24 protein-coding genes and 1 tRNA gene are annotated in these 24,478 nt (G+C 67.3%); 15 read left to right on the forward strand and 10 right to left on the reverse strand.

What is annotated here, in order from left to right; all coding sequences use genetic code 11:
• Position 1: 1 nt before the first annotated feature.
• The 7 genes from selA to A7W11_RS08360 all read left to right on the forward strand — a co-directional run bounded on the left by selA (position 2) and on the right by A7W11_RS08360 (position 6,306).
• A complete protein-coding gene (gene selA / locus A7W11_RS08330; RefSeq protein ID WP_066410554.1) occupies positions 2-1,432 on the forward strand; it encodes an L-seryl-tRNA(Sec) selenium transferase in 1,431 nt (476 codons plus the stop codon).
• A 34-nt stretch (positions 1,433-1,466) separates the two neighbouring features.
• Positions 1,467-3,404: a selenocysteine-specific translation elongation factor gene (gene selB / locus A7W11_RS08335; protein ID WP_066410555.1), complete on the forward strand. Its 1,938-nt coding sequence runs from the start codon at positions 1,467-1,469 to the stop codon at positions 3,402-3,404.
• A gap of 23 nt (positions 3,405-3,427) precedes the next feature.
• Positions 3,428-3,523 (forward strand) — tRNA-Sec (locus A7W11_RS08340).
• 141 nt (positions 3,524-3,664) lie between these two features.
• A complete protein-coding gene (locus tag A7W11_RS08345) occupies positions 3,665-3,910 on the forward strand; it encodes an AbrB/MazE/SpoVT family DNA-binding domain-containing protein (RefSeq protein WP_066410556.1) in 246 nt (81 codons plus the stop codon).
• Positions 3,907-4,302 (forward strand): PIN domain-containing protein, encoded by a 396-nt coding sequence (locus tag A7W11_RS08350; protein WP_066410557.1) that lies wholly within the window; start codon positions 3,907-3,909, stop codon positions 4,300-4,302. The genes A7W11_RS08345 and A7W11_RS08350 overlap by 4 nt, the downstream gene beginning before the upstream one ends.
• A 106-nt stretch (positions 4,303-4,408) precedes the next feature.
• Entirely contained in the window at positions 4,409-5,470 is a 1,062-nt protein-coding gene (gene selD / locus A7W11_RS08355) for a selenide, water dikinase SelD (protein ID WP_066410558.1), read from the forward strand.
• A 71-nt stretch (positions 5,471-5,541) separates the two neighbouring features.
• A complete protein-coding gene (locus A7W11_RS08360; protein WP_066410559.1) occupies positions 5,542-6,306 on the forward strand; it encodes an SDR family oxidoreductase in 765 nt (254 codons plus the stop codon).
• A gap of 9 nt (positions 6,307-6,315) precedes the next feature.
• Here the strand turns inward: A7W11_RS08360 and A7W11_RS08365 are convergent, their stop codons facing one another.
• Together A7W11_RS08365 and adh are read right to left on the reverse strand one after the other, a co-directional pair.
• Positions 6,316-6,645 carry a DUF779 domain-containing protein gene (locus tag A7W11_RS08365; RefSeq protein ID WP_066123943.1) on the reverse strand — a complete coding sequence of 110 codons (330 nt, stop codon included), beginning with the start codon at positions 6,643-6,645 and terminating at the stop codon, positions 6,316-6,318.
• Positions 6,646-6,819: 174 nt separating this feature from the next.
• Entirely contained in the window at positions 6,820-8,349 is a 1,530-nt protein-coding gene (gene adh / locus A7W11_RS08370) for an aldehyde dehydrogenase (protein ID WP_066410561.1), read from the reverse strand.
• Between the two features lie 227 nt (positions 8,350-8,576).
• Between adh and A7W11_RS08375 the strand changes: the two genes are divergently transcribed.
• The 3 genes from A7W11_RS08375 to A7W11_RS27350 all read left to right on the forward strand — a co-directional run bounded on the left by A7W11_RS08375 (position 8,577) and on the right by A7W11_RS27350 (position 11,207).
• The gene (locus A7W11_RS08375) at positions 8,577-10,565 is read left to right on the forward strand and encodes a sigma-54-dependent Fis family transcriptional regulator (protein WP_066410562.1); all 1,989 of its coding nucleotides are present in this window, start codon (positions 8,577-8,579) and stop codon (positions 10,563-10,565) included.
• A 73-nt stretch (positions 10,566-10,638) separates the two neighbouring features.
• Positions 10,639-10,926 (forward strand): CopG family ribbon-helix-helix protein, encoded by a 288-nt coding sequence (locus tag A7W11_RS08380; RefSeq protein ID WP_066413657.1) that lies wholly within the window; start codon positions 10,639-10,641, stop codon positions 10,924-10,926.
• Complete coding sequence (locus A7W11_RS27350) at positions 10,926-11,207, forward strand: type II toxin-antitoxin system RelE/ParE family toxin (protein ID WP_082887154.1); 282 nt, start codon at positions 10,926-10,928, stop codon at positions 11,205-11,207. The genes A7W11_RS08380 and A7W11_RS27350 overlap by 1 nt, the downstream gene beginning before the upstream one ends.
• Positions 11,208-11,234: 27 nt before the next feature.
• Here A7W11_RS27350 and A7W11_RS08385 read toward each other — a convergent pair whose 3' ends face one another.
• A complete protein-coding gene (locus A7W11_RS08385; RefSeq protein WP_173678812.1) occupies positions 11,235-12,161 on the reverse strand; it encodes a LysR family transcriptional regulator in 927 nt (308 codons plus the stop codon).
• Positions 12,162-12,283: 122 nt separating this feature from the next.
• On the opposite strand from A7W11_RS08385, the gene A7W11_RS08390 reads away from it, so the two are divergent.
• The 5 genes from A7W11_RS08390 to A7W11_RS08410 are packed head-to-tail and all read left to right on the forward strand — an operon-like array spanning position 12,284 to position 18,431.
• A complete protein-coding gene (locus tag A7W11_RS08390) occupies positions 12,284-13,297 on the forward strand; it encodes a TRAP transporter substrate-binding protein (RefSeq protein ID WP_066410563.1) in 1,014 nt (337 codons plus the stop codon).
• A 4-nt stretch (positions 13,298-13,301) separates the two neighbouring features.
• Entirely contained in the window at positions 13,302-15,200 is a 1,899-nt protein-coding gene (locus tag A7W11_RS08395) for a TRAP transporter large permease (RefSeq protein WP_066410564.1), read from the forward strand.
• A gap of 7 nt (positions 15,201-15,207) precedes the next feature.
• Complete coding sequence (locus A7W11_RS08400) at positions 15,208-15,747, forward strand: VOC family protein (RefSeq protein ID WP_066410565.1); 540 nt, start codon at positions 15,208-15,210, stop codon at positions 15,745-15,747.
• Between the two features lie 6 nt (positions 15,748-15,753).
• Positions 15,754-17,019: a ribulose-bisphosphate carboxylase large subunit family protein gene (locus A7W11_RS08405; RefSeq protein WP_066410566.1), complete on the forward strand. Its 1,266-nt coding sequence runs from the start codon at positions 15,754-15,756 to the stop codon at positions 17,017-17,019.
• Between the two features lie 8 nt (positions 17,020-17,027).
• Positions 17,028-18,431 carry a four-carbon acid sugar kinase family protein gene (locus A7W11_RS08410; protein ID WP_066410567.1) on the forward strand — a complete coding sequence of 468 codons (1,404 nt, stop codon included), beginning with the start codon at positions 17,028-17,030 and terminating at the stop codon, positions 18,429-18,431.
• Between the two features lie 38 nt (positions 18,432-18,469).
• Here the strand turns inward: A7W11_RS08410 and A7W11_RS08415 are convergent, their stop codons facing one another.
• The 7 genes from A7W11_RS08415 to A7W11_RS08445 form a co-directional block, all read right to left on the reverse strand.
• Positions 18,470-18,673, reverse strand: coding sequence for a cold-shock protein (locus A7W11_RS08415; protein ID WP_066123934.1), 204 nt, complete (start codon positions 18,671-18,673; stop codon positions 18,470-18,472).
• 196 nt (positions 18,674-18,869) lie between these two features.
• A complete protein-coding gene (gene fabZ / locus A7W11_RS08420; protein ID WP_066410568.1) occupies positions 18,870-19,325 on the reverse strand; it encodes a 3-hydroxyacyl-ACP dehydratase FabZ in 456 nt (151 codons plus the stop codon).
• A 165-nt stretch (positions 19,326-19,490) separates the two neighbouring features.
• Positions 19,491-20,279: an indole-3-glycerol phosphate synthase TrpC gene (gene trpC, locus A7W11_RS08425; RefSeq protein WP_066410569.1), complete on the reverse strand. Its 789-nt coding sequence runs from the start codon at positions 20,277-20,279 to the stop codon at positions 19,491-19,493.
• Positions 20,276-21,304, reverse strand: a complete 1,029-nt coding sequence (gene trpD / locus A7W11_RS08430; RefSeq protein ID WP_066410570.1) for an anthranilate phosphoribosyltransferase — start codon at positions 21,302-21,304, stop codon at positions 20,276-20,278. The genes trpC and trpD overlap by 4 nt, the downstream gene beginning before the upstream one ends.
• An 11-nt stretch (positions 21,305-21,315) precedes the next feature.
• The gene (locus A7W11_RS08435; protein ID WP_066410571.1) at positions 21,316-21,882 is read right to left on the reverse strand and encodes an aminodeoxychorismate/anthranilate synthase component II; all 567 of its coding nucleotides are present in this window, start codon (positions 21,880-21,882) and stop codon (positions 21,316-21,318) included.
• Positions 21,883-22,258: 376 nt separating this feature from the next.
• Positions 22,259-23,407: an alpha-hydroxy acid oxidase gene (locus A7W11_RS08440; RefSeq protein WP_066410572.1), complete on the reverse strand. Its 1,149-nt coding sequence runs from the start codon at positions 23,405-23,407 to the stop codon at positions 22,259-22,261.
• A gap of 102 nt (positions 23,408-23,509) precedes the next feature.
• Positions 23,510-24,454 (reverse strand): AEC family transporter, encoded by a 945-nt coding sequence (locus tag A7W11_RS08445; protein WP_066410573.1) that lies wholly within the window; start codon positions 24,452-24,454, stop codon positions 23,510-23,512.
• Positions 24,455-24,478: the final 24 nt, after the last annotated feature.

The following is a 24,478-nucleotide window of genomic DNA, read 5'->3' on the forward strand; positions in this document are numbered from 1 at the left end:
GATGCAGCAGAACCCGTCTGCCGTGGCGCTGGCCGGTCCGGCCGATATCCCGTCATTGGACCGGGTCCTGGGCGCCGCGCCCATGCAGGCGCTGCTGGATGCCTATGGGCGCACGCAGGTGGTGTGCGGCCTGCGCGATCATCTGGCCGCGCTGCGGGCCGATGCCGTGGCCGGCCGGCTGGTGTCCGACCGCGTCGAGACCGGCGCCCTGGTCCACGAACTGGCCGCCATGCTGAAAAAGGCCGCGGAACCGCGCCTGCGCAGCGTCTACAACCTGACGGGCACGGTGCTGCACACCAACCTGGGACGCGCCTTGCTGCCCGACGAGGCGGTAGCCTCGGTGGTGCGCGCCCTGATCGCGCCCGCCAACCTGGAGTTCGACCTGGATAGCGGCGGCCGCGGCGATCGCGACGACCTGATCGAAGACCTGTTGCGCGAACTGACGGGCGCCGAGGCCGCCACGGTGGTCAACAACAACGCCGCCGCAGTGCTGCTGATGCTGAACGCGCTGGCCGACCGCCGCGAGGTCGTCGTGTCGCGCGGCGAGCTGGTCGAGATCGGCGGGGCTTTCCGGATTCCCGACATCATGAAGCGCGCGGGCGCGAAGCTGGTCGAAGTGGGCACCACCAACCGCACCCATGCCAAGGACTACGAGGAAGCCATCGGCCCGCGCACGGCGATGCTGATGAAGGTGCATTGCAGCAACTATGCCATCACCGGCTTCACCAAAAGCGTGGACGTGGCCGAGGTGGCGCGCATCGCGCATGCCAGGGGCGTGCCGATGACGGTGGACCTGGGCAGTGGCACGCTGCTCGACCTGACGCAATGGGGCCTGCCGCGCGAGGACACCGTGCGCGACACAGTGCAGGCGGGCGCCGACCTGGTCACCTTCAGCGGCGACAAGCTGCTCGGCGGCCCGCAGGCCGGTTTGCTGGTGGGCCGCGCCGACCTGATCCGCAAGATCAAGAAGAACCCGCTGAAGCGCGCGCTGCGCGTCAGCAAGCTGACCTTGGCCGCGCTCGAACCGGTGCTGGCCCTGTACCGCACGCCCGAGTTCCTGCCCGAACGCCTGACCACGCTGCGCCTGCTGACGCGGCCGCAGCGCCTGATCCAGGCCGCCGCCGAACGCCTGCGCGACACCGTGCAGCATGCCGTGGGCGCGGGTTACGCCGTGCAGGCGGTGCCCGTGTTCAGCCAGATCGGCAGCGGCGCCTTGCCCGCCGATCATCTGCCCAGCCATGCGCTGGCCATCCGCCACGCGGGCAGCGGCCGTCCAGGGCGTCACCTGGCGCGCCTGGAAACGCTGCTGCGCGGCTTGCCCAGGCCCGTCATCGGCCGCCTGGCCGACGACGCGCTGTGGCTGGACCTGCGCTGCCTCGAAGAGCGCGACGAGCCCGGTTTCATCGCACAGCTGGCGCAACCGCTGGCATGATGCGGGTTTTCGTTTCGACCAGAGAGACTGCGGCATGATCGTCGGCACCGCCGGTCACATCGACCACGGCAAGACCACGCTGGTGCGCGCCCTGACGGGCGTGGATACCGACCGCCTGAAGGAAGAGAAGGCGCGCGGCATTTCCATCGAACTGGGCTATGCCTACACGCCCCTGCCCAATGGCGACGTGCTGGGCTTCATCGACGTGCCGGGCCATGAAAAGCTGGTGCACACGATGGCGGCCGGCGCCACGGGCATCGATTTCGGCCTGCTGGTGGTGGCGGCCGATGATGGCGTGATGCCGCAGACGCGCGAGCACCTGGCCATCCTGATCCTGCTGGGCGTGGCGCGCGGCGCCGTGGTGCTGACCAAGGCCGACCGCGCCGACGCGGCGCGCCTGCGTGACGTCGAGGACGAGATCGCGCAATTGACGGCCGGCACTTTCCTGGAAGGCGCGCCCGTTTTCCCCACCCGTGCTGCCGAGCCGGGCGACGCGGGCACGGCGACCCTGAGATCGCATCTGGACGATGCCGCGCAGGCCTTGCCGGCGCGCGGCGCGCAGGGCCTGTTCCGCCTGGCGGTGGACCGCGCGTTCACCCTGGCGGGCCATGGCACCGTGGTCACGGGCACCGCCCATGCGGGCCGCGTGCGCGTGGGCGACGAGACGGCCGATCTGCGCCTGATGCCCGCGGGCACGCCGGTGCGCGTGCGCAGCATCCACGCGCAGAATCGCGCCAGTCCCGAAGGCGCGGCCGGCCAGCGCTGCGCGCTGAACCTGCCCGGCGTGGACAAGGACACCATCGCGCGCGGCGACTGGATCGCCGATGCGCGCTGCTTCAGCCCGTCGCGCCACGTCGACGTCGAACTCGACTGGCTGGAATCCGCCGAGGGCCCGCTGCGCGCCTGGGCGCCGCTGCACATCCATATCGGCGCCGCGCATCACGTGGCCCACGCGGTGCCGCTTTCGCCAGAGCCATTGGCGCCTGGCCAGTGTGGCCGGGTGCAACTGGTGTTCGACACGCCCGTGTGCGCCATGCCGGGCGACCGATACATCGCCCGCAATGCGCAGGCCTCGCGCACCGTGGGCGGCGGCCGCGTGCTCGATCCCAACGCGCCCGACCGCAAGCGGCGCACGCCGCAACGGCTGGCCTGGCTGAACGCCGTGGCCGCTTTGCTGGATGGGCACGGCCTGTCGGCGGTGCTGTGCGAAGCCCCGCTGGGCCTGGACGAAGCGCAGCTGCAACGCCTGACCGGCCTGCCCGCGCAGTCGCTTGCCGTGCCGGACGACGCGGTGTGGGCGGCCGCGCGCGGGCCGCAGGCGTCGCGCACTTTGGTGCTGGCCGGCCACTGGGAGGCCTTGTGCGAGCGTGCGTTGAAGGCGCTGGACGGCTTTCATGAGCAATCTCCGGACGAGCCCGGGCTCGACGCCGCGCGCCTGCGCCGCATCGCCGCACCGGCCGTGTCCGAATCCTTGTGGCAGGCGGTGCTCGAGCGCCTGCTGGCGCAGGGCCGCCTGGCGCGCAACGGCGCCTGGCTGCATCGTCCGCAGCATGCGGCCACGCTGGGCGAGGCCGAGGCGGTATTGGCCGAACGGCTGCTGCGGCTGATCCGCGACGGTCTCTACGATCCGCCCTGGGTACGCGACCTGGCGCGCACGCAGAACGAGCCCGAAGACCGCGTGCGCCAGCTGCTGCGCAAGCTGCTGCGGCGCGGCGAGGTGGCGCAGGTGGTCAAGGACCTGTACTACCACCGCGATCACGTGGCGGCCTTGGCGGCGCTGGTGGCCGACCTGTGCGAGCGCGACGGCAGCGCGCATGCCGCGGCGTTTCGCGATGCCACCGGCCTGGGGCGCAAACGCGCCATCCAGATCCTGGAATTTTTCGATCGCGTGGGCTATACGCGCCGCCTGCGCGACCACCATGTGCTGCGCACCGATACGGCGCTGTTCGGCCGGGCAACGGGCGCATCCTGACGTATCATGGGGACCGCCGCCGAGGAAGGCATTCGTGCCCGGCGGCACGGCTGGGCTTCAAACCCAGTTGGGGGCGTCAGACGCTCCCAGGTAGGTTCGACTCCTGCTGCCTTCCGCCATTGCATTTATCGCCGGGCCGTCCGGGCCTCGGCGTCATCCTTTTCCTCTCCCTTCCCTATGTCCGATTTATCGGTACGCCTGCTTGCGCGCATCTCAATCCTTACCTTAAAGTAAGGAATCGAATAGAGAAGGGGGAAGCCATGGCGTCCGCTACCGTCACTTCCAAAGGGCAGATCACCATTCCCGCCGAGGTCCGCCAGCAGTTGGGCTTATCCTCCGGCGACAGGGTTGAATTCGTCCTAAATGAAGCGTCGGGTCGCTACGAAGTCATTCCGGCCACATACGCTGTCACCGCGCTCAAAGGCATTATCCGCAAACCGGCCAGGCCGGTGTCCATCGAGGACATGAACGCGGCAATTGCAGAGCAAGGAGGCAAGGCTCGATGATCGGCTTGGACACCAACGTGCTGGTGCGCTATTTCGTGCAGGACGATCCCGTGCAAGCCAGGAAAGCCAATGCATTGGTCGAGTCGCTCAGTGCCGATCAACCCGGCTTCATTTCCCAGGTGGCCCTGGTCGAGGTCGTCTGGGTGCTCGGCCGCGCCTACGATGCGCCGCGCGCCGACATTGTGCGGGTCATCGAGATCCTGCTGCGCACTCAGGGCATGGTGGTCGAAGCCGCGGAAACGGTCTGGAAGGCGCTTCGGTTGTACGCCGCCTCGTCGGCCGATTTTGCCGATTGCCTGATCGAGCGCGCCGGGCACGATGCCCAGTGCGAGTACACCGCCACCTTCGACGTAAAGGCCGCAAAGACAGCGGGCCTGCGTTTGATCAAATAGGTTCGCCCCTGCATATGGGCGCGCCAATCGCCGGTGCTATGCTTGCCCGACATCGCGGCCCGGCGTGGTCCCCGTCGTGCCGCTGCATTCCCGAACAGGTGATTCCATGGCCCAAGACACGACCGGCGCGCAACCGCCCCGGCTGACTTCCCTTTCCCACGGCGGCGGCTGCGGCTGCAAGATCGCGCCGGGCGTGCTGTCCACGCTGCTGGCGCGCCACACGCCGTTCAAGGCCTGCGCCGACCTTCTGGTGGGCACCGAAACGGCCGACGACGCGGCGGTCTATCGCCTGAACGACGAGCAGGCGCTCATCGCCACCACCGATTTCTTCATGCCCATCGTCGACGATCCGTTCGACTTCGGCCGCATCGCCGCCACCAACGCGCTATCCGACGTGTACGCCATGGGCGGCACGCCCATCATGGCGCTGGCCATCGTCGGCATGCCGATCAACGTGCTGCCGCACGAGACCATCGCCGAGATCCTGCGCGGCGGCGAGTCCGTCTGCGCCGACGCCGGCATTCCGGTGGCGGGCGGGCACTCCATCGATTCGGTCGAGCCCATCTACGGCCTGGCCGCCATGGGGCTGGTGCATCCCTCGCGCATCAAGCGCAACGCCGACGCGCGCGCGGGCGACGTGCTCATCCTGGGCAAGCCGCTGGGCGTGGGCGTGCTGTCCGCCGCCCTGAAGAAGAACCTGCTGGACCAGGACGGCTATGCCGCCATGATCGCCGCGACCACGCTGCTCAACCGCCCCGGTACGGCCCTGTCCGCGCTGCCGGGCGTGCACGCCATCACCGACGTCACCGGTTTCGGCCTGCTGGGCCATTCGCTGGAAATGGCGCGCGGCGCCGGGCTGACGGCGCGGCTGCGCCTGGCGGACCTGCCCTGGCTGGACCAGGTGCAAGGTTTTGCCCGGCAGGGCGTGATCACCGGCGCCTCGGGCCGCAACTGGGCCTCGTATGGCGAATCCATCCGCCTGGGCGCCAGCGTGGACGATGCCGCGCGCGCGCTGCTGACCGATCCGCAAACGTCGGGGGGCCTGCTGGTGGCCTGCGCGCCGCAGGATGCCGGGCAGGTGCTGGCCCTGTTCCGCGAGCATGGCTTCGGCCATGCGGCCGTCATCGGCGAGATGGTCGATGGTCCGGCGCAGGTGCAGGTGGATTAGGGGCAACACAACAGGCCCCGAGTTCTTCATGGCGCGCTGTCCTGCCGCCACGCCTCGATTCAGGAGATCCCATGCAGCCTGAAGCACTTTCTCGCAAGGTCATGATCGTCACCGGCGCCAGCCGCGGCATCGGCGCCGCCGTTGCGCTGTCGGCTGCGCAGCGCGGCTACGCGGTCTGCGTCAACTACCACCGCCGCGCCGACGCGGCCGAGTCCGTCGTCCAGGCCATCCAGGATGCCGGCGGCACGGCGCTGGCCGTACGCGCCGACATGGCGATCGAGGACGAGGTCGTGGCCCTGTTCGAGACGGTGGATCGTGAGCTGGGCAGGGTCGATGCCCTGGTCAACAACGCCGGCATTCTCGACTTGCAGACTACCGTCGAGCATCTCAGTGCGCAGCGCATCTCGCGCATCCTGGCTACCAACGTGGTCGGGGCCTTCGTATGCTGCCGAGAGGCCGTGCGGCGCATGGCGCCCCGTCATGGCGGGCGCGGCGGGGCCATCGTCAATGTGTCGTCCATGGCGGCGCGCCTGGGTTCTCCCAACGAATACGTCGACTATGCGGCGTCCAAGGGCGCGGTCGATACCTTGACCATCGGCCTGGCGAAGGAAGTGGCGGCCGACGGTATCCGCGTCAACGGCGTGCGGCCTGGCCTGATCCATACCGAGATGCACGCCAGCGGCGGCGAGCCCGGCCGTGTCGACCGCCTGAAAGACAGCGTGCCGATGCAGCGGGGCGGCACGGCGCAAGAGGTTGCCGACGCCGTGTTGTGGCTGTGTTCCGACCAGTCCAGCTTCACCACGGGTTCGTTCATCGACGTGGCGGGCGGACGTTAGGCGCCGCCATCACACCGCGCAGATCGTCGACCGCGTCAGGAAGCGCTCTTCACGCCCGTTGTCCAGCGAGAACATGCCGCCGCGTCCCGGCACCACGTCGATGATCAGATCGGTGTGCTTCCACGCCTCGTACTGCGCCCCGCCGATGTAGAACGGCGCGCCGCCAATTTCCCCCAGCAGTACGTCGTTGTCGCCCAGCAGGAACTCGCCCTGCGGATAGCACATGGGCGACGAGCCGTCGCAGCATCCGCCGGACTGGTGGAACATGATGGGGCCGTACTGCGCCGTCAATTCGCCGATCAGCCGCAAGGCCGATGGGGTGGCTGAAACCTTGGCCATAGTGTCTCCCGCAAGCGCCGCGCATGGCCGCCGGAATGCCATGAAAAAGCGTCCGCGCGATCAAAGGATCTACCGGAGCAGCGGCCGCCGCCCCGGCGCGTACCGGCTACGATACAGGCGCAACCGCCAGCCAGCCAAGCCTGGCCGCAAGCGGTCCCGCCTCCTGGCCCTGCCTTAGAAGAACCCCAGTTTCTTCGGGCTGTAGCTCACCAGCAGGTTCTTGGTCTGCTGGTAATGGTCGAGCATCATCTTGTGCGTTTCGCGTCCGATGCCCGATTGCTTGTAGCCGCCGAACGCCGCATGCGCCGGATAGGCGTGATAGCAATTGGTCCACACGCGGCCGGCCTGGATGGCCCGGCCCATGCGATAGCAGGTATTGCCATCGCGCGACCACACGCCGGCGCCCAGCCCGTACAGCGTGTCATTGGCGATCTGCAGCGCCTCGGCCTCGTCCTTGAACGTGGTGACCGACACCACCGGCCCGAAGATTTCCTCCTGGAACACGCGCATGCTGTTCTTGCCCTTGAACACCGTGGGTTGCACGTAATAGCCACCCTTCAGGTCGCCCTGCAACTGCGCGCGGTCGCCGCCCGCCAGGACCTGCGCGCCTTCCTGCTTGCCGATGTCCAGGTACGACAGGATCTTCTCCAACTGCTCGCTGGAGGCCTGCGCGCCGATCATGGTGTCCGCGTCCAGCGGGTTGCCCTGCTTGATGGCGGCCACGCGCTGCAATGCGCGCTCCATGAAGCGGTCGTACAGCGATTCCTGGATCAGCGCGCGGCTGGGGCACGTGCACACCTCGCCCTGGTTCAGCGCGAACATCACGAAGCCTTCGATGGCCTTGTCCAGGAAGTCGTCGTCCTGCGCGCCCACGTCGGCGAAGAACACGTTCGGCGACTTGCCGCCCAGTTCCAGCGTGACCGGAATCAGGTTCTGCGAGGCGTACTGCATGATCAAACGCCCCGTGGTGGTCTCGCCCGTGAAGGCGATCTTGGCGATGCGCTTGTTGGATGCCAGCGGCTTGCCGGCTTCCAGGCCGAAGCCGGTGACGATGTTCAGCACGCCCGGCGGCAGCACGTCGGCGATCAGTTCGGCCAGCACCAGGATGCCCAGCGGGGTCTGCTCGGCGGGTTTCATCACCACGCAGTTGCCGGCGGCCAGCGCGGGCGCCAGTTTCCACGCGGCCATCAGAATGGGGAAGTTCCACGGGATGATCTGGCCGACCACGCCCAGCGGCTCTTTGAAGTGATAAGCCACGGTGTCCGCGTCGATCTCGGACAGGCCGCCTTCCTGGCCGCGGATGGCCGAGGCGAAATAGCGGAAATGGTCCGCGGCCAGCGGGAGGTCGGCGGCGCGCGTTTCGCGGATCGGTTTGCCGTTGTCCCAGGTTTCCGCGGTGGCCAGCAGTTCCAGGTTGTCCTCGATGACGGCGGCGATGCGGTTGAGCAGGCGCGAGCGCTCGGCCACCGACGTGCGGCCCCAGGCCGGCGCGGCCTTGTGGGCGGCGTCCAGGGCCAGTTCGATGTCCTGCGCGGTGGAGCGGGCATGGCGCGACAGGATCTGGCCGGTGACCGGCGTGATGTTGTCGAACAGCTGGCCATCGGCCGGCGCGTGGAACTTGCCGCCGATGAAGTTGCCGTATTCCTTCTTGATGTCGATCGGCGAGCCGTAGGCGCCCGGGGCGATGCGGGTGGAAGTGTCCATGTCGTCTCCTTTGTGTTGTGTCGGGGGAACCCGTTATTGGCAATGCAATAAGCGTGCCAAGGGGACGGATGCGCCGGTTTCACGCATGGACAAGCCGGTGGATCGCATGCGAAAGTAGGTCTGTCCGCCGCTGGCGCCTGGATGTTGCAGAGGGTGCGCCGGTCTGTGTCGCGTTTTGCGACAGATGCGCTGGAACAGGTGTCGCAGAACGCCTACCGGAGACAAACATGCCCACGCTATCCCGCCAGCAGGCGCTGGCCAATGCGCGTCGTCTGTTCAATGAACAGGCCGCCGTGCCCGATCATCTGGTGGCGGAACCCATCCTGCGCTCGTGGCGGCGTTGCGCCGACCTGGGCCATCACATGCAGGGTGTGCGCGCGCCACAGCCGCTGACCCAATCCGAATTGCGCGAGGCGCTGCAGCGCCACGAAGCCCTGCGCCGCCTGTGCCGCCCCGCGCTGGACCAGTTGCGCCAGGAGGCCTGCCGCAGCGGCGGCCTGATCGTGCTGACCGACGCCGATGGCCTGGTGCTGGACACCGGGGGCAGCGCGGACTTCGTGGACCGTGCATCGCAGGTGTCGCTGCTGCCCGGCGCCGCATGGAGCGAGTCCGTGGCCGGCACCAATGCCATCGGCACCGCGTTGGTCGAGCGGCGGCCCATCGCCGTGCACGGCGCAGAACATTTCTTCGAACCCAATCGCATCCTCACCTGCGCCGCCGTGCCCATTACCGATCCGCGCGGACAGACAGTCGGCCTGCTGGATCTGTCGGGCCGCGCCACCGGCGCGCATGGCCACGCCTTGGGTCTGGTGCGCATGGCCGTGGACCAGATCGAGCACCGCATGTACGACGAAGGCTACGGCGATTGCCTGGTGCTGCGCGTGCACGTCGAGCGCGAGATGCTGGGCACGGTGTCCGAAGGCATCCTGGCGTTCGACGGCGAGGTGCTGGTGGGGGCCAACCGCCATGCCCTGCACCTGCTGGGACTGGACGGCGGCGCGCTGGGTGTGTTCCGTTACGGCGAGCTGTTCGCCGATACGCCCGCGCAGGTGGCCGCGCGTGGCTGGGTGCATCGCCTGCATGGCGATACCGCCTGGCATGCCCGGCTGCGCTGGCCGGGGGAAGGCGGGCCGGCGCGGCCGGCGCAGTTGCGTGGCCGTGCCGCCGATGTGCCGGTGATGCCCGGCGCGATACCGCAGTCCCCTGAACCGGAACTGCCCGGGCCGCGACCGGCCGGGCCTGCCCCACGAACGCGCCGCATGGCCGATGCGCCCGCCGCACAGGCCCGCCTGCCGCGCGATCCCGAACCCTGGTTCGATGCCGCCGCGTTGGCCGAACTCAGCCGCGCCGTGCGCCTGCTGGATGCCGGCGTGTCCGTGCTGCTGCAAGGCGAAACAGGCTGCGGCAAGGAAGTCTTCGCGCGGCGCCTGCACGCGCACAGCATGCGCGCCGGCCGTCCATTCGTGGCCGTGAACTGCGCGGCCTTGCCGGAAAGCCTGATCGAATCCGAGCTGTTCGGGTATGACGAAGGCGCCTTCACCGGCGCGCGCCGCCAGGGCAGCAAGGGCCTCTTGCGGCAGGCCGAGGGCGGCGTGCTGTTCCTGGATGAGATCGGCGACATGCCGCTGGCCTTGCAGGCCCGCCTGCTGCGCGTGCTGCAGCAGCGCGAGGTGACGCCCCTGGGCGGCGGCCGCGCCGTGCCGGTGGATTTCGCGTTGGTGTGCGCCACGCACCGCCCGCTGGACCCGGGCGATCCGCAGGCCGTGCGGTCCGATCTGTATTTCCGGATGGCCGAGTACACCGTCAGGATGCCGGCGCTGCGCGAGCGCGCCGATCGTGCGGAGGTGGTGCGGGCGTTGTGGTCGGCGGCGGGCGATACGCCGGCGTTGCCGGCCGACGTACTGGGTCTTCTGGCGCGCTACGAATGGCCCGGCAATTTCCGGCAATTGGCCAGCACCTTGCGGACGCTGCGGGTGCTGGCGCAGCCGACCGGCGAGGTGCGCGTTGACATGCTGCCGCATGAGATTGCGTCTGATAAAACGAACGTCGGCGATGTTTTGGCGCTGCCGCCTGATACCTTGGATGCCTTGACCGAAGCCGCCATCCAGGATGCGCTGGCGGCGTGCGGTGGAAATGTCAGCAAGGCGGCACGCCGGTTGGGCGTGCATCGCAGTACGTTGTATCGGCGAGGGCGAGCGGAAAGCCCTCGGCGATGAGGCTGATATGGGTAAAGGGTAAAGTATCGCGTGTTACATTGCACTAACCACGTAACACATGATGGTCCATACCATGTCTGAAGCCACGTTCACTTTTCGCGTCGACGAAGATCTGAAGATGGAGTTCTCGCAAGTTGCCAAGTCAAATGACCGGACCGGCGCGCAGTTATTGCGCGATTTCATGAGGGCGTACGTGCGTGAGCAGCGTGCAGCGTCGGATCACGATGCCTGGTTTCGTCAGGCAGTCAAGACGGGTCAGGATGCCGCAGATGCAGGGGAACTCGTTTCCGCTGAGGAAGTCGAGGCCGAAGCGGCTGCATGGCGGGATGACGCTCGGCGAAAGATGACCCGATCCTCGTAATGCAGTTGCTGTGGGCCCTTCCGGCACGGGATGATCGCAGGGAAATCAGGGATTACATCGCGCGTGACAGCGTGGATGCGGCATTGGCGCTCGATGCATTGTTTTCGGAACAAGCGGTGCGACTGATTTCTCATCCGCATCTTGGCCGTACAGGCCGTGTAGCCGGTACGCGCGAGTTCGTGGTGCATCGAAACTACATTCTGGTCTACGACGTGGTGGGCGATATCATCCGTCTGCTGCGGATACTCCATGCAGCAAGGCAATGGCCCTCTGGCCGTTGAGTAGCTCGACGGGCAACGCGCCGCATCTTATCGCTCACGTTCACGGCCACCCTTGTCCCCGATCTTCGGCCGCATCGTCACCATCAACGCATACAACTGCTGCGCCGCCGGCGACAAACTCGCCCCGCGCCGCTTCACCAGATAGATTCGCCGCACCAACCCCGGCAGCTTGATCGGCCGGCTGACCAGCCCTGGCCGGTCCAGCTCATACAGGGTCAACGCCGGCACCACCGTGATGCCGATCCCGGCGGCGATCATCCCGGTCAGCGTGGCCAGTTGCTCCACCTCCAGCACGGTATTCATCGGTGTCGGGTCAAACGCCCGCTCCAGCTGCATGCGCACGCTGTGCGAGCGCGCCAGGTGGATGAAGGGCGCGTCGGTCAGGTCACGCACGCCGATCTCGACGCGGGCGGCCAGCGGATGGTCCTGCCGGCACACCAGGTGGAAACGGTCGTTGCACAGCAACTCGCTGTCGAACTCCTGCGCCTGCGCGCCCGACGAGGCCAGCGCGAAATCCGCCCGGCCGGAACGCACCAGTTCCAGCGACGGCGCCGACAGCATGTCGGCCAGTTCCAGTTCGATGCCGGGATGGCGTTTCAGGAATTCCGCGAACACGCCCGGCAGCCAGCCCGCCGCGATGGATGGCAGGGCGGCGATGGACACGCGTCCCTTGCGCAGCGTGGCGTAGCCGCGGAAATCGTCCACCAGGTCGTCGAACTGCCCCACCATGCGGCGCGCCGAGATTTCCAGCACCTGGCCCTGCGGCGTCAGCTCGACGTTGCGGGTGTCGCGGTCGAACAGGCGCGCGCCCAGCGTGTCCTCGATGGCGCGGATCAATGAGCTGAAGGCCGATTGAGACAGATTGCAGACCCGGGCGGCGCGCGTGAAGCTGCGCTGGTCGGCGAGGGCCAGGAACGCGCGTAGATCGCGGGTCGACAGATTTATCTCTCTCATCGCTTAATCCATCTGAATTTTCGGTTTCTCCAATTCTATGGCCGGCGGTACAGTTGTCGCCACTGAGAAGCGGCAATCGGGCATCACGCCCGGGAACGCCGCTCCGACCAAGGAGAGAGACCATGCCGACGATGACGCGTCGCACGCTGCTGCGCACCATGGCCGCCGCGCCCGCGCTGTACCTGGGCGTGCCCAAGTTCGCCCGGGCCGCGGAGTTTTCCTATAAGTACGCCAACAACCTGCCGATGTCGCACCCGCTGAACGTGCGTTCGCAGGAGGCCGCCGACCGGATCAGGAAGGAATCCAACGGGCGGCTGGAAATCAACATCTTCCCGAACAACCAACTGGGCGGCGACACCGACATGCTGTCGCAGGTGCGCAGCGGCGGCATCGAGCTGTTCACGCCGTCGGCGCTGGTGATCGCCACGGTGGTGCCGGTGGCGGCCATCAATGCGGTGGGTTTCGCGTTCTCGAACTACGACCAGGTGTGGTCGGCCATGGACGGCAAGCTGGGTGCCCACGTGCGCGAGGCCATCGGCAAGTCGCGCCTGTACGCTTTCGAGAAGATGTGGGACAACGGTTTTCGCCAGACCACGACCAGCAACAAGCCGATCCAGTCGGCCAGCGACCTGTCCGGCAGCAAGATCCGCGTGCCCGTCAGTCCGCTGAGCATCTCGATGTTCAAGGCGCTGTCCGCCGCGCCCGCCAGCCTGCAGTTCAGCGAGGTGTACTCGGCGCTGCAGACGCGCATCGTCGACGCGCAGGAAAACCCTCTGCCCATCATCCAGGCAGCCAAGCTGTACGAAGTGCAGAAGTACTGCTCGCTGACCAATCACATCTGGGACGGCTACTGGTTCATCGCCAATGGCCGCGCCTTCGAACGCCTGCCCGCCGAGCTGCGCACGCTGTGGGAAACCGCCTTCAACGAGGCGGGCATCAAGCAGCGCGAAGACCTCAAGGCCATGAACCAGTCGATCCAGAAGGACCTGGAAGCCAAGGGCCTGGCCTTCAACCAGCCCAAAGCGGATACCTTCCAGGCCGCGCTGCGTAAGGCTGGCTTCTACGAGGAATGGCGCGGCAAGTTCGGCGACCAGGCCTGGGGCCTGCTGGAAGGCGCCGTCGGCAAGCTGGCCTGACGCCATGCAGGCCACTCGTCGTTTCGAGCCCGGCGCGCACGCCGGGGCCGTGGCCGCACAACCCGCCGCGCCTGGCCGCGCTGGGTTGCTGGCCCGGATCGACCGCGCGCTGGGCCTGATGGTCGAGGTGCCGGCCGCGCTGCTGGTGCTGGCCGAGATCGCCGTGCTGCTGGCCGGCGTGATCGCCCGCTACGTCTTCCACGCGCCGCTGGTCTGGTCCGATGAACTGGCCGGCATCCTGTTCCTGTGGCTGTCCATGCTGGGCGCCGTGGTGGCGCTGCGGCGCGGCGAGCACATGCGCATGACGGCGCTGATCGCGCGCTGCTCGCCGGGCCTGCGCGCCCTGCTGGACGTGGCGGCCATCGCGGCGTCCATCGCCTTCCTGGCGCTGGTGTTTCCGCATGCCTTCGAATACGCCTCGGAAGAGGCCATCGTGACCACGCCCGCGCTGGAAATCTCCAACGCCTGGCGCGCGGCGGCGCTGCCCACGGGCTTCGGGCTGATGCTGCTGATGGGCGTGCTGCGGCTGCTGCGCGTGGGCAGTGCGCGCCATATCGTGATGGCCGTGCTGGCCGTTGGCGCGGCCGTGCTGGTGTTCTGGCTGGCGCAGCCGTTGCTCCAGACGCTGGGCAAGTTCAACCTGATCGTGTTCTTCGTCGGCGTGGTGGCGGCCAATGTGTTCCTGGGCGTGCCCATTGCGTTCTCGTTCGCGCTGGCCACCTTCGGCTATCTGGCGCTGACCACGCATACGCCGCTGGTGGTGATGGTGGGCCGCATGGACGAGGGCATGTCGCACCTGATCCTGCTGGCCGTGCCCATGTTCATCCTGCTGGGCCTGCTGATCGAGATGACGGGCATGGCGCGCGCCATGATCGGCTTCCTGGCCAGCCTGCTGGGCCACGTGCGCGGCGGCCTGTCGTATGTGCTGATCGGCGCGATGTACCTGGTGTCCGGCATCTCGGGTTCGAAAGTGGCGGACATGGCCGCCGTGGCGCCCGCGCTGTTTCCCGAGATGAAGCAGCGCGGCGCCAAGCCCGGCGACCTGGCCGCGCTGCTGTCGTGCACCGGCGCGCAGACCGAGACCATTCCGCCCAGCATCGTGCTGATCACCATCGGGTCGGTCACGGGCGTGTCGATCGCCGCGCTGTTCACCGGCGGCATGCTGCCCGCGGCGGCGCTGGGGCTGACGCTGGGCCTGATCGTGTGGGCGCGCAGCCGCCACCAGGACCTGAGCCAGGTCAAGCGCGCCACGCGCCGCGAGATCGGCCGTACGCTGGTGATCGCCATTCCCGCGCTGATCCTGCCCTTCGTCATCCGCGCCGCGGTGGTCGAGGGCGTGGCCACCGCCACCGAGGTGTCGACCATCGGCATCGCGTACTCGGTGCTGGCGGGGCTGCTGATCTACCGCTGCTTCGACTGGAAGCGCATTCCCACCATGCTGGTGGAAACCGCCGCGCTGTCGGGCGCCATCATCTTCATCGTGGGCACGGCCACCGCCATGGCCTGGGGGCTGACGCAATCGGGCTTCTCGCGCGACCTGGCCGCGGCCATGGCCGGCCTGCCCGGCGGCGCCATCGGCTTCCTGCTGGTGTCCATCGTGGCCTTCGTCATCCTGGGCAGCGTGCTGGAAGGCATCCCGGCCATCGTGCTGTTCGGGCCCCTGCTGTTTCCCATCGCCCGCCAGGTCGGCGTGCACGAAGTGCACTACGCCATGGTGGTGATCCTGTCAATGGGCGTGGGCCTGTTCGCGCCGCCCTTCGGCGTGGGCTACTACGGCGCGTGCGCCATCAGCAAGGTCAATCCGGACGAGGCCATTCCGTACATGTGGGGGTATCTGGGCGCGCTGGTGGCGGGCGTGTTCCTGGTCGCCTTCATTCCCTGGATTTCCATCGGTTTTCTCTGAGGCAGCTATGAGTCGATTCTTTGGCGAGGTCCGCCAGGCGGGCTATGTGGTGCACGACATCCAGAAGGAGATGCGCCACTGGAGCGAGGTGCTGGGCATCGGGCCCTGGTATTACGCCGACCGCGTGCCGGTGCAGAATTTCCGCTATCGCGGCGAGCCGTCGCCCATCGAAGTGTCCGTGGCCCTGGCCAATTCGGGGCCGTTGCAGATCGAGCTGATCCAGCAGCGCAACGACGCGCCGTCCATGTACAAGGCCTTCCTGGACGCGGGCCGCACGGGGCTGCAGCATCTGGCCTACTGGACGGAATCGTTCGACGCCGACCTGAAGCGCCTGACCGCGCAAGGCCTGGTGGTGGGCATGAGCGGCGAAGTGGGCACGGGCGGCCGCTACGTCTACTTCGAGACCGAGACCCATCCCGGCACCGTGATCGAACTGTCCGAGATCGCCGGCCCCAAGGGCAAGCTGTTCAAGCTGATCCGCGAGGCGTCCGTCGGCTGGGACGGCCGTGATGCCGTGCGCCCCTTTCCCGACCTGAACACCCTGTAGGCTGTCATGACTGCTGACGCGCGCGCCGAGTTCGAGGCGACCTATCTCATCGAAACCCCGTACCCGCCCGAACAGGCGGCCGAGGTGCTGGCGGGCGAACAGTCCAGCGGCACCTTCGTGCGCGTGGCCGGCGAGACCGATGACCTGCGCGCCCGCTCGCGCGCCAACGTCACCGCGATCCGCGAGCTGGACGCCGTCGGCACACCCAGCCTGCCCAATGCCCTGCTGGACCGGCGCGGCGTGACGGGACCGTACCGGCGCGCCGAGATCACCGTGCGCTTTCCGGTGGACAACGTCGGCCCCAATCTGGCGACGCTGGCCGCCACGGTGGCCGGCAACATCTACGACCTGGGCGAGATGACCGGCGTGAAGCTGATGTCGCTGCGCCTGCCGCCCGAGTACGTGCGCGCCTTCGACGCGCCGCGCCAGGGCGTGGCCGGCACGCGTGCGCTCACGGGCCGCGCGGCGGGGCCGATCCTGGGCACCATCATCAAGCCCAACGTGGGCATGACGCCCGAGCAGACGGCCGCCACGGTGGCCACGCTGTGCGAGGCGGGCGTGGACTTCATCAAGGACGACGAAGTGATGGCCAACCCGCCGCATGCGCCGTTGGCGCGCCGCGTGGCCGAGGTGATGAAGGTGATCGACGCGCATGCGCAGCGCACGGGCCGCAAGGTGATGTACGCCTTCAACATCTCTGACGAAACGGATGCCATGCGCCGCCATGCCGATCTGGTGGAGCAGGCCGGCGGCACCTGCGTGATGGCCAGCCTGAACTGGTGCGGCTACAGCGCCATCCAGTCGCTGCGGCGCGCCACGCCGCTGGCCTTGCATGGACACCGCAACGGCCTGGCCGCGATGTCGCGCCATCCGCTGCTGGGCATGGCGTTTCCGGCCTACCAGGTGCTGTGGCGCCTGGCGGGGGTGGACCAGTTGCACGTGAATGGGCTGGGCGGCAAGTTCTACGAAAGCGACGAGAGCGTCGTGGCGTCGGCGCGCGCCTGCCTGCAACCGCTGGCGGGCGGCGACGCAGTGATGCCGGTGTTCTCGTCGGGCCAGTGGGCCGGCACCGTGCCCGCCACCTTCGAGGCGGTGGGCAGCGACGACCTGATCTTCCTGTCGGGCGGCGGCATCCTGGGCCATCCGGATGGTGCGGCCGCGGGCGTGCAGAGCATCCGCGACGCGTGGGAAGCCGCTCGCAGCGGCGTCACCTTGCCGATGCATGCGCGCAGTCATCCGGCGCTTGCCAGCGCGCTGGCGTTCTACGGCTGAGCCCCGCGATGGGCGCGGTGCGCATCGCCTATTACGGCGACGACTTCACGGGATCCACCGACACGCTGTCGGTGGCCGTGCGCGGAGGACTGCGCGCGGCATTGTTCCTGCGTCCGCCCTCGTTGGAAGACCTGCGCGCGTTCGGTGCGCTGGATTGCGTGGGCGTCGCGGGCACGGCACGCTCCTGGTCGCCCGAGGACATGGACCGAGAACTGCCGGGCATCTACGCGGCGCTGGCCGCCACCGGGGCGGACGTCATCCACTACAAGACCTGCTCCACGTTCGACAGCGCCCCGCATGTCGGCAGCATCGGCCGCGCGTTGCAACTGGGGATGAAGGCGCTGGGCCGGTCCACGGCCTTCATCGTGGGCGGGCAGCCTGGCTTGGGGCGTTACTGCGTGCACGCCAACCTGTATGCGCGCGCGGGGCAGGATGGACCGGTGTACCGGCTGGATCGCCATCCGACCATGCGTTGCCATCCCGTCACGCCGATGGACGAAGCGGACCTGCGCGTGCATCTGGCGCGGCAGGGGTTGGAACGGGTGCGGTCGTTCGGCGTGGACCGGCTGGCGGCCGACGCGACGCCGCAGGGGCTCGACGCCTTGCTGGCCGAGGCCCCGGCTGCGGTGCTGTTCGACGTGCTGAACCAGGCGCATCTGCGCGCCATAGGCCGGTTGCTCTGGGATCGGATCTCACGGTACGGCGGGCCGCTGCTGCTGGCGGGGCCGAGTGGGGTCGAGCAGGCGTTGTTGGCCGGACGGACAGCTTCCGGTGCCTTGAAGGACACGAAGCAGGCATCGTCGGAGGGCGGCCGCGCGGCAAGCCATGCCGATGGCCGTGATGAGCCGCCTGGCGTTGCCGGCCGGTTGCCATCGCCCGTGGACTGCACGTTCGTCGTGGCGGGCAGCCGTTCGCCGGTCACCGCGCAGCAAGTGCAGCGCGCGCGGGAAGCGGGATTCACGTTGCTGGATATCGACCCCGTTTGCGCGGCGGCGCATGCCGCCTGCACGGATGGAGGCGCCTATTGCCAGGACCTCGCCACGCGCGCTGTTCACGTGTTGCAGGAGGGCCGCAGCGTGGTGGCGAACACCACCTTGGCCGGCGAGGCGCCGTCGGGCAGTGGCCGTGATCTGGCCCTGTTCGCGGGACAATTGATGCGGCAGGTGCTGCGGCGGCATCGTCTGGCCCGCGTGGGTTTCGCGGGGGGCGATACCTCGAGCCTTGCCGTGCAGGCCTGGGATGTGCGTGCCCTGACGCTGGCTTACACGCTGAGTCCCGGCGTGGCGGTGTGCACGATGCACGCTGACGATCCCGCCCTGGATGGCGTGGAACTGATGTTGAAAGGCGGCCAGATGGGGCCGCCCGATGTCTTCGAGGCGCTGCGGCAGGGGCGCTGCACGCAGGCGGATTGACCGCGACCGCGCCTTGCCCCGTACGAGCGCCGATCCGCTTACAGCACGCGGATTTTCGTGGCCTGCGGACCCTTGGGGCCTTCGCCGGCGACATAGCTGACACGCTGGTTCTCTTCCAGCGACTTGAAGCCGTCGCCCTGGATTTCGGAGAAATGCGCGAACAGGTCTTTTCCGCCGTTCTCGGGCATGATGAAACCAAAGCCCTTTTCCGCGTTGAACCACTTCACGATACCGGTTTCCATGTCGTTATTCCTTCTGAATAGATGTTGTTGTCGAAAAGACAATCAAGGAAGGGAAAACGAACAATGCGCGCGCGTGGCGCGGAACCGGTCGAATATCGCAATGCTTGAGGATCTCCCGGCCACTATGGTGGGCATCGGGCCGCACGTCAATCGAATTCGTGTCACAGGCATGCCGTGCGCGCGGCATCGCGAGGGTTTATTGCAAGGGGGCGGACCGCATGGCGCACAATATGCGGGCCTGGGCAACCAGGACGTCGCCCACCAGCGCACGTCCCTGGTACTTGCACAAAGAGTGGTTCAGGCGCAGCGCATTGACCTCCAGGCGCAACTGATCGCCGGGGAGGGCCTGGCCGGAAAATTGCGCATCGTCGATTCCCAGGAAGTAGTACACCACGGTGTCGTGTTCCGGCCTGATGTCCTGTTCTTCCTGCGAGAACGAGAACAGGGCCGCGGCCTGTGCAATCGCCTCGACGATCAGCATGCCTGGCATGGCCGACCTGCCAGCGGCGGCGTCGAAGAAGGGTTCGTTGCGGGAAAGATTCTTGATCGCGACGATACGTTCCCGGGGAACGATCTCGGTCACCTTGTCGATGAGCAGCATCGGATAGCGATGCGGCAATCGGCGCAGGATTTCGTCGATGGCCAGGGTCATGCGGCACGCTCCTGTGAACCACTGGAGCCAGCGGCCGGCTGAAACGGCCCGGGGAGACGGGCGCGTTAGCCAAGCGGGCAGTGTCTCACAGAAGTTTGCCAGGCCCTATTCGATTCAGGCTATGGGCACGCGGCTGCGCATGCCCGAATCGGTGTCAACGGAACGTCAGCTCATCAACCGCGCCAGTTCCGCGCCCGGTTCGGGGGCGCGCATGAACGCCTCGCCCACCAGGAAGGCGTCGACCTTGTGGCTGCGCATCAATTGCACGTCTTCCGGCTTCAGGATGCCGCTTTCGGTGACGACGCGGCGGCCGGCAGGAATGGACGGCAGCAGATCGAGCGTGTTCTGCAACGAGGTCTCGAACGTGCGCAGGTTGCGATTATTGATACCCAGCAGGGGCGTCTTCAGCGACAAGGCCACGTCCAGTTCCTGTGCATCGTGCACTTCGACCAGCACGTCCATGCCCAGGTCCATGGCCACGGCCTCCATGTCGCGCAACTGCGAGGGCGACAGCGCCGCCACGATCAACAGCACCGCATCCGCGCCCATCGCGCGGGCCGACACGATCTGGTAGCTGTCGATGACGAAGTCCTTGCGCAGCACCGGCAGCGCGCAGGCCGCGCGGGCGCGGCGCAGGTTGTCGTGCGAACCCTGGAAGAACTGCACGTCGGTCAGCACCGACAGGCAGGCCGCGCCGTGCGTGGCGTACGAGGCGGCGATCTCTGAGGGGTCGAACTGCTCGCGCAGCACGCCCTTGGACGGCGAAGCCTTCTTGATTTCGGCGATGACGCCGGCCTTGCCCTGGGCGATCTTGTCCTCGATGGCCTGGGCGAAGCCGCGCACGTCCTGGCGCGCCTGCGCTTCGCGCAGCAGTTCGGCCTCGCTGCGCATCTGGCGCGCCGCTGCGACTTCCTCCGCCTTTACAGCCAGGATCTTCGCGAGAATGTCGTTCATTGGTATTTCCGGGTATGTGCGCAGAATTCCTCGAGCTTGGCCCGGGCTGCGCCGTTAGCAATCAGTTCGAAGGCCAGCGCGAGCGCTTGCGGGATCGAGTCGGCCTTGTTGCCCGCGTAGATGGCCAGTCCGGCATTCAGCGCGACGATGTCGCGGGCAGCGCCCTCGACATTATCCAGCGCCTCGATGACCAGTGCGCGAGACTCTTCGCGATTGGACACCTTGATGCTGCGGTTGGACATCATGGATAGTCCGTAGTCCTCGGGGTGGATTTCATATTCGCTGACCACCCCGTCCTTCAGTTCGCCCACCATGGTGGCGGCGCCCAGCGACGCCTCGTCCATGCCGTCGCGGCCATGCACGACCAGCACGTGCTTCGAGCCCAGGCGCTCGAGCACGCGCACCTGGATGCCGACCAGGTCGGGGTGGAACACGCCCATCAACTGGTTGCCCGCGCTGGCGGGGTTGGTGAGTGGACCGAGGATATTGAAAATGGTTCGCACGCCCAGCTCTTTGCGCACTGCAGCGACGTTCTTCATGGCGCCGTGATGCGCGGGGGCGAACATGAAGCCGATGCGGGTCTCCTCGATGCATTCGGCGACCTGCGCGGGCGTCAGTTGCAGGTTGGCGCCCAGCGCTTCCAGCACGTCGGCGCTGCCCGAGGACGACGAGGCGCTGCGGTTGCCGTGCTTGGCGATCTTCACGCCCGCCGCGGCTGCGACGAACATGGCCGTGGTCGAAATATTAAAGGTGTGGCTGCCATCGCCGCCGGTGCCGCACATGTCCAGCAACTGGCTGGGATCGGGCGTGACGACCGGCGTGGCGAACTCGCGCATCACTTGCGCGGCGGCGGTGATCTCGCCCACGGTTTCCTTCTTCACGCGCAGGCCCATCAGCAGCGCGCTGGCGATCTGCGGCGACATCTCGCCGCGCATCAGCATGCGCATCAGGTGCAGCATTTCGTCGTGGAAGATCTCGCGGTGTTCGATGCAGCGGGTCAGTGCTTCGGCGGGGGAGATGGTCATGACGGAGCCTTTCATTGGATCTGCAGGAAGTTGCGCAGCATGGCGTGGCCGTGCTCGCTCAGGACGGATTCGGGGTGGAACTGGACGCCGTAGAGGGGCAGCGTCTTGTGGCGCACGCCCATGATGTCGCCGTCTGGCGCCGTGGCGGTCACTTCCAGGCAGTCGGGCAGGGTGGCCGGATCGATGGTCAGCGAGTTGTAGCGGATGGCTGTGTACGGCGTGGGCAGGCCCGCGAAGAGGTCGGTGCCCCGGTGCGAGATCTGCACCGTCTTGCCATGCATGATCTGTTGCGCGCGGACGATGTCGCCGCCGTAGGCCGCGCCGATGGCCTGATGGCCCAGGCACACGCCCAGGATGGGCACCTGGCCGGCGAAACGCTGGATCAGGGGAACGGAAACGCCTGCTTCGGCCGGCGAGCACGGGCCGGGCGATACGCAGATGCGCGAGGGATTCAGGGCGGCGATCTCGTCCAGCGTGATCTGGTCGTTGCGCGCCACATGCACGTCTTCACCCAGCTCGCCAAAATACTGGACCAGGTTGTAGGTGAACGAATCGTAGTTGTCTAGCATCAACAGCATGGGCAATCTCCTTGAGTCTTGGAGCCGCCGTGCCGGGGGTGCTATCTGAGATGCGAGCCTGTCACCGGTACCGGCGGCAGGATGCAGTATTGAACCGCAACGACATGCCGCTTCCTAGCGGAAGCGCCACCACTGGGAGGTGAAGGTCGTAGCGAGTCGGGACATGACGAAATGGGCTTGAAAACTGTGATGAGACGGGACCTGTGCAACGGGACAGGCTGACTTCTGGGCGGATTCTAACGCGTCCTGGCCGAATGTGTCGAGTTGGGGGCTTCATGTTGGGGAAGCCATTTTGTCATGTTCGCCCTGGCCGCTCGTGAGGGCGGGCGAAGCGGACCGCGGCGGCCTGGGGGAGGCCGCGCGCCCGGTGTCCCGTTCAGCCCAGGAATCGAAGGTTCTGCCGCCCCAGGTCGGATACCTGCTTCGCGCCCATCAGGCGCATGTCGCGCACGATTTCCGCCTTGAGCTGGCCCAGCGCCCGCTCGATCCCGGGTTGCCCGGCGGCGGCCAGCGGGAACAGGTAGTAGCGCCCCAGCCCCACCGCCTTGGCGCCCAGCGATAACGCCTTCAGTACGTGGCTGCCGCGCTGGATGCCGCCGTCGATCAGCACGTCCAGCCGGTCGCCGACCGCCTGCACGATGTCGTCGAGCTGGTCGAATCCCGTGGTCGAGCCGTCGAGCTGGCGTCCGCCATGATTCGACAGCACGATGCCGGTGCAGCCGATGTCGGCCGCCCGGCGGGCATCGTCCACGCTCATGACGCCCTTCAGGCAGAACTGGCCGTTCCATTGCGCGACCATCTGCGCGACGTCGTCCCAACTCATCGTAGGATCGAGCATCTCGGTGAAATAGCGGCTGATGCTCAGCGAGTCGCCCTTCATGTCGATGTGGGCATCGAGCTGCGGCAGGCTGAATCTGTCGTGCGTCAGAAAGCCCAGCCCCCAGCGCGGCTTGACGGCAAACTGGCACATGCCGCCCAGCGTCAGGCGGAAGGGGATGGTGAAGCCCGTGCGCAGATCGCGTTCGCGGTTGCCGCCGGTGATGCTGTCGACTGTCAGCATCATCACCTTGATGCCGCTTTGCCGGGCGGTCTCCATCATGGCGCGGTTCAGGCCCCGGTCTTTGTGAAAATAGAACTGGTAGGCCTGCGGCGTGCTGTGCTTTCTGGCCAGCTCTTCCATCGAGACGGTGCCCAGCGAGGAAACGCCGAACAGGGTGCCGAAGCGTTCGGCCGCCGCCGCGGTGGCGCGTTCGCCCTGATGATGGAACAGCCGCTGCAGCGCCGTGGGCGACAGATAGAACGGCAGGGCGAGCTTCTGTCCCATCACGGTGACCGACAGGTCCACGTCCGATACCCCACGCAGCACATTGGGCACCAACGCGCAGGTATCGAATGCGGAGGTATTGCGGCGCATCGTCACTTCGTCGTCGGCGCCGCCGTCGATGTAATCGAATATCGGGCCCGGCAGCCGGTGCCGGGCCAGGCGGCGGAAATCATGAAAATTGTGGCAGTCTTTCAAGCGCATGGGGGAGTGCCCGGGTGGCGGGCTGCAGGGGGAGGGGAAGAGACGATGAATCGGCCCGGCGGTTTTCCGTGACGCGGCAACGCGCGCGGGGCCGCATGAAAGCTATATCCCGAGCCATCCCAGCAGCAGGCTGAGCGTGACCAGCGATGCGACGGTCGAGATGATCATCATCGAAGAGGTTTCCTCGGCCAGCACGTCGAAACGTTGCGCGATCACGAAGCAGGTCGAGGCCAGCGGCATCGCCGACAGCACGACCAATATCGCCAGCAATTGCCCGTCGATGCCGAACAGATAGCGCGCGATGGCCCAGCCCAGCAGGGGCTGCGCGATCAGTTTGAAGACGGTGAACACCGACGCCTGCGAATAGGCGATGCGGTCCGTATGGCCTGCAAAGAACAGTCCGGTGGCGACCAGCGAGCACGGAATCGCCGCGGCGCCGAGCATGTCGGCCAGGTTGGCGACCGCGGGCGGCAGCGGGCCGTACCAGGCGGCGCAGGCGAAACCCAGCACGAAACTGATCATCAGCGGGTTCTGCGCCAGCGACCAGGCGATGCGCCCGGCCATTTTCGCGCGCGAGGCGCCGGCCTGCCTGCTGCTTTCGATCAGCATCACCGTCATGCTCACGCCGATGACCGCGTTGGCGATGGTGGCCAGCACCGCGAGCAGCGCCGCCTCCTTGCCGAAGGCCGCGATGCACAGCGGAATGCCCACCATCGAGGTATTGCCACAGGCGGAGTTGAAGCCGCGCATGCCCATGGCGGCCAGGCCATCGCGTTGCCACAGCAGGCTGGCCGCGCCGGCAAGAAAATAGCCGGCGATGACCGATACGGCCCAGGCGCCGAGAAACGCGGCCTTGAAGATTTCAGTGTAGGGCGTGCGCGCGATGACGGTGAACAGCAGCACCGGAAAGGCCAGGTAGTAGACAAACCGGTTCATGCCCTCGGCATAGGCGGGTTTCATCCACCCCAGCCGCTTGACGACGTAGCCCGCGGCCAGCAGGGCAAATACCGGGAAGATCGCTTGCGGCAAAGTGGCAGCGGCAGGCATGGTTTCCTTTGTTCCGTGCTTCGT

The organism is Bordetella ansorpii (assembly GCF_900078315.1).
GTDB classification, from domain to species: domain Bacteria; phylum Pseudomonadota; class Gammaproteobacteria; order Burkholderiales; family Burkholderiaceae_B; genus Bordetella; species Bordetella ansorpii.

What these genes read in the sequence shown, in the direction of transcription:
- selA (WP_066410554.1), top strand. Translation starts at nt 2, where the DNA reads ATGCAGCAGAACCCGTCTGCCGTGGCGCTGGCCGGTCCGGCCGATATC.
- selB (WP_066410555.1), top strand. Translation starts at nt 1,467, where the DNA reads ATGATCGTCGGCACCGCCGGTCACATCGACCACGGCAAGACCACGCTG.
- A7W11_RS08345 (WP_066410556.1), top strand. Translation starts at nt 3,665, where the DNA reads ATGGCGTCCGCTACCGTCACTTCCAAAGGGCAGATCACCATTCCCGCC.
- A7W11_RS08350 (WP_066410557.1), top strand. Translation starts at nt 3,907, where the DNA reads ATGATCGGCTTGGACACCAACGTGCTGGTGCGCTATTTCGTGCAGGAC.
- selD (WP_066410558.1), top strand. Translation starts at nt 4,409, where the DNA reads ATGGCCCAAGACACGACCGGCGCGCAACCGCCCCGGCTGACTTCCCTT.
- A7W11_RS08360 (WP_066410559.1), top strand. Translation starts at nt 5,542, where the DNA reads ATGCAGCCTGAAGCACTTTCTCGCAAGGTCATGATCGTCACCGGCGCC.
- A7W11_RS08365 (WP_066123943.1), bottom strand. Translation starts at nt 6,645, where the DNA reads ATGGCCAAGGTTTCAGCCACCCCATCGGCCTTGCGGCTGATCGGCGAA.
- adh (WP_066410561.1), bottom strand. Translation starts at nt 8,349, where the DNA reads ATGGACACTTCCACCCGCATCGCCCCGGGCGCCTACGGCTCGCCGATC.
- A7W11_RS08375 (WP_066410562.1), top strand. Translation starts at nt 8,577, where the DNA reads ATGCCCACGCTATCCCGCCAGCAGGCGCTGGCCAATGCGCGTCGTCTG.
- A7W11_RS08380 (WP_066413657.1), top strand. Translation starts at nt 10,639, where the DNA reads ATGTCTGAAGCCACGTTCACTTTTCGCGTCGACGAAGATCTGAAGATG.
- A7W11_RS27350 (WP_082887154.1), top strand. Translation starts at nt 10,926, where the DNA reads ATGCAGTTGCTGTGGGCCCTTCCGGCACGGGATGATCGCAGGGAAATC.
- A7W11_RS08385 (WP_173678812.1), bottom strand. Translation starts at nt 12,161, where the DNA reads ATGAGAGAGATAAATCTGTCGACCCGCGATCTACGCGCGTTCCTGGCC.
- A7W11_RS08390 (WP_066410563.1), top strand. Translation starts at nt 12,284, where the DNA reads ATGCCGACGATGACGCGTCGCACGCTGCTGCGCACCATGGCCGCCGCG.
- A7W11_RS08395 (WP_066410564.1), top strand. Translation starts at nt 13,302, where the DNA reads ATGCAGGCCACTCGTCGTTTCGAGCCCGGCGCGCACGCCGGGGCCGTG.
- A7W11_RS08400 (WP_066410565.1), top strand. Translation starts at nt 15,208, where the DNA reads ATGAGTCGATTCTTTGGCGAGGTCCGCCAGGCGGGCTATGTGGTGCAC.
- A7W11_RS08405 (WP_066410566.1), top strand. Translation starts at nt 15,754, where the DNA reads ATGACTGCTGACGCGCGCGCCGAGTTCGAGGCGACCTATCTCATCGAA.
- A7W11_RS08410 (WP_066410567.1), top strand. Translation starts at nt 17,028, where the DNA reads ATGGGCGCGGTGCGCATCGCCTATTACGGCGACGACTTCACGGGATCC.
- A7W11_RS08415 (WP_066123934.1), bottom strand. Translation starts at nt 18,673, where the DNA reads ATGGAAACCGGTATCGTGAAGTGGTTCAACGCGGAAAAGGGCTTTGGT.
- fabZ (WP_066410568.1), bottom strand. Translation starts at nt 19,325, where the DNA reads ATGACCCTGGCCATCGACGAAATCCTGCGCCGATTGCCGCATCGCTAT.
- trpC (WP_066410569.1), bottom strand. Translation starts at nt 20,279, where the DNA reads ATGAACGACATTCTCGCGAAGATCCTGGCTGTAAAGGCGGAGGAAGTC.
- trpD (WP_066410570.1), bottom strand. Translation starts at nt 21,304, where the DNA reads ATGACCATCTCCCCCGCCGAAGCACTGACCCGCTGCATCGAACACCGC.
- A7W11_RS08435 (WP_066410571.1), bottom strand. Translation starts at nt 21,882, where the DNA reads ATGCTGTTGATGCTAGACAACTACGATTCGTTCACCTACAACCTGGTC.
- A7W11_RS08440 (WP_066410572.1), bottom strand. Translation starts at nt 23,407, where the DNA reads ATGCGCTTGAAAGACTGCCACAATTTTCATGATTTCCGCCGCCTGGCC.
- A7W11_RS08445 (WP_066410573.1), bottom strand. Translation starts at nt 24,454, where the DNA reads ATGCCTGCCGCTGCCACTTTGCCGCAAGCGATCTTCCCGGTATTTGCC.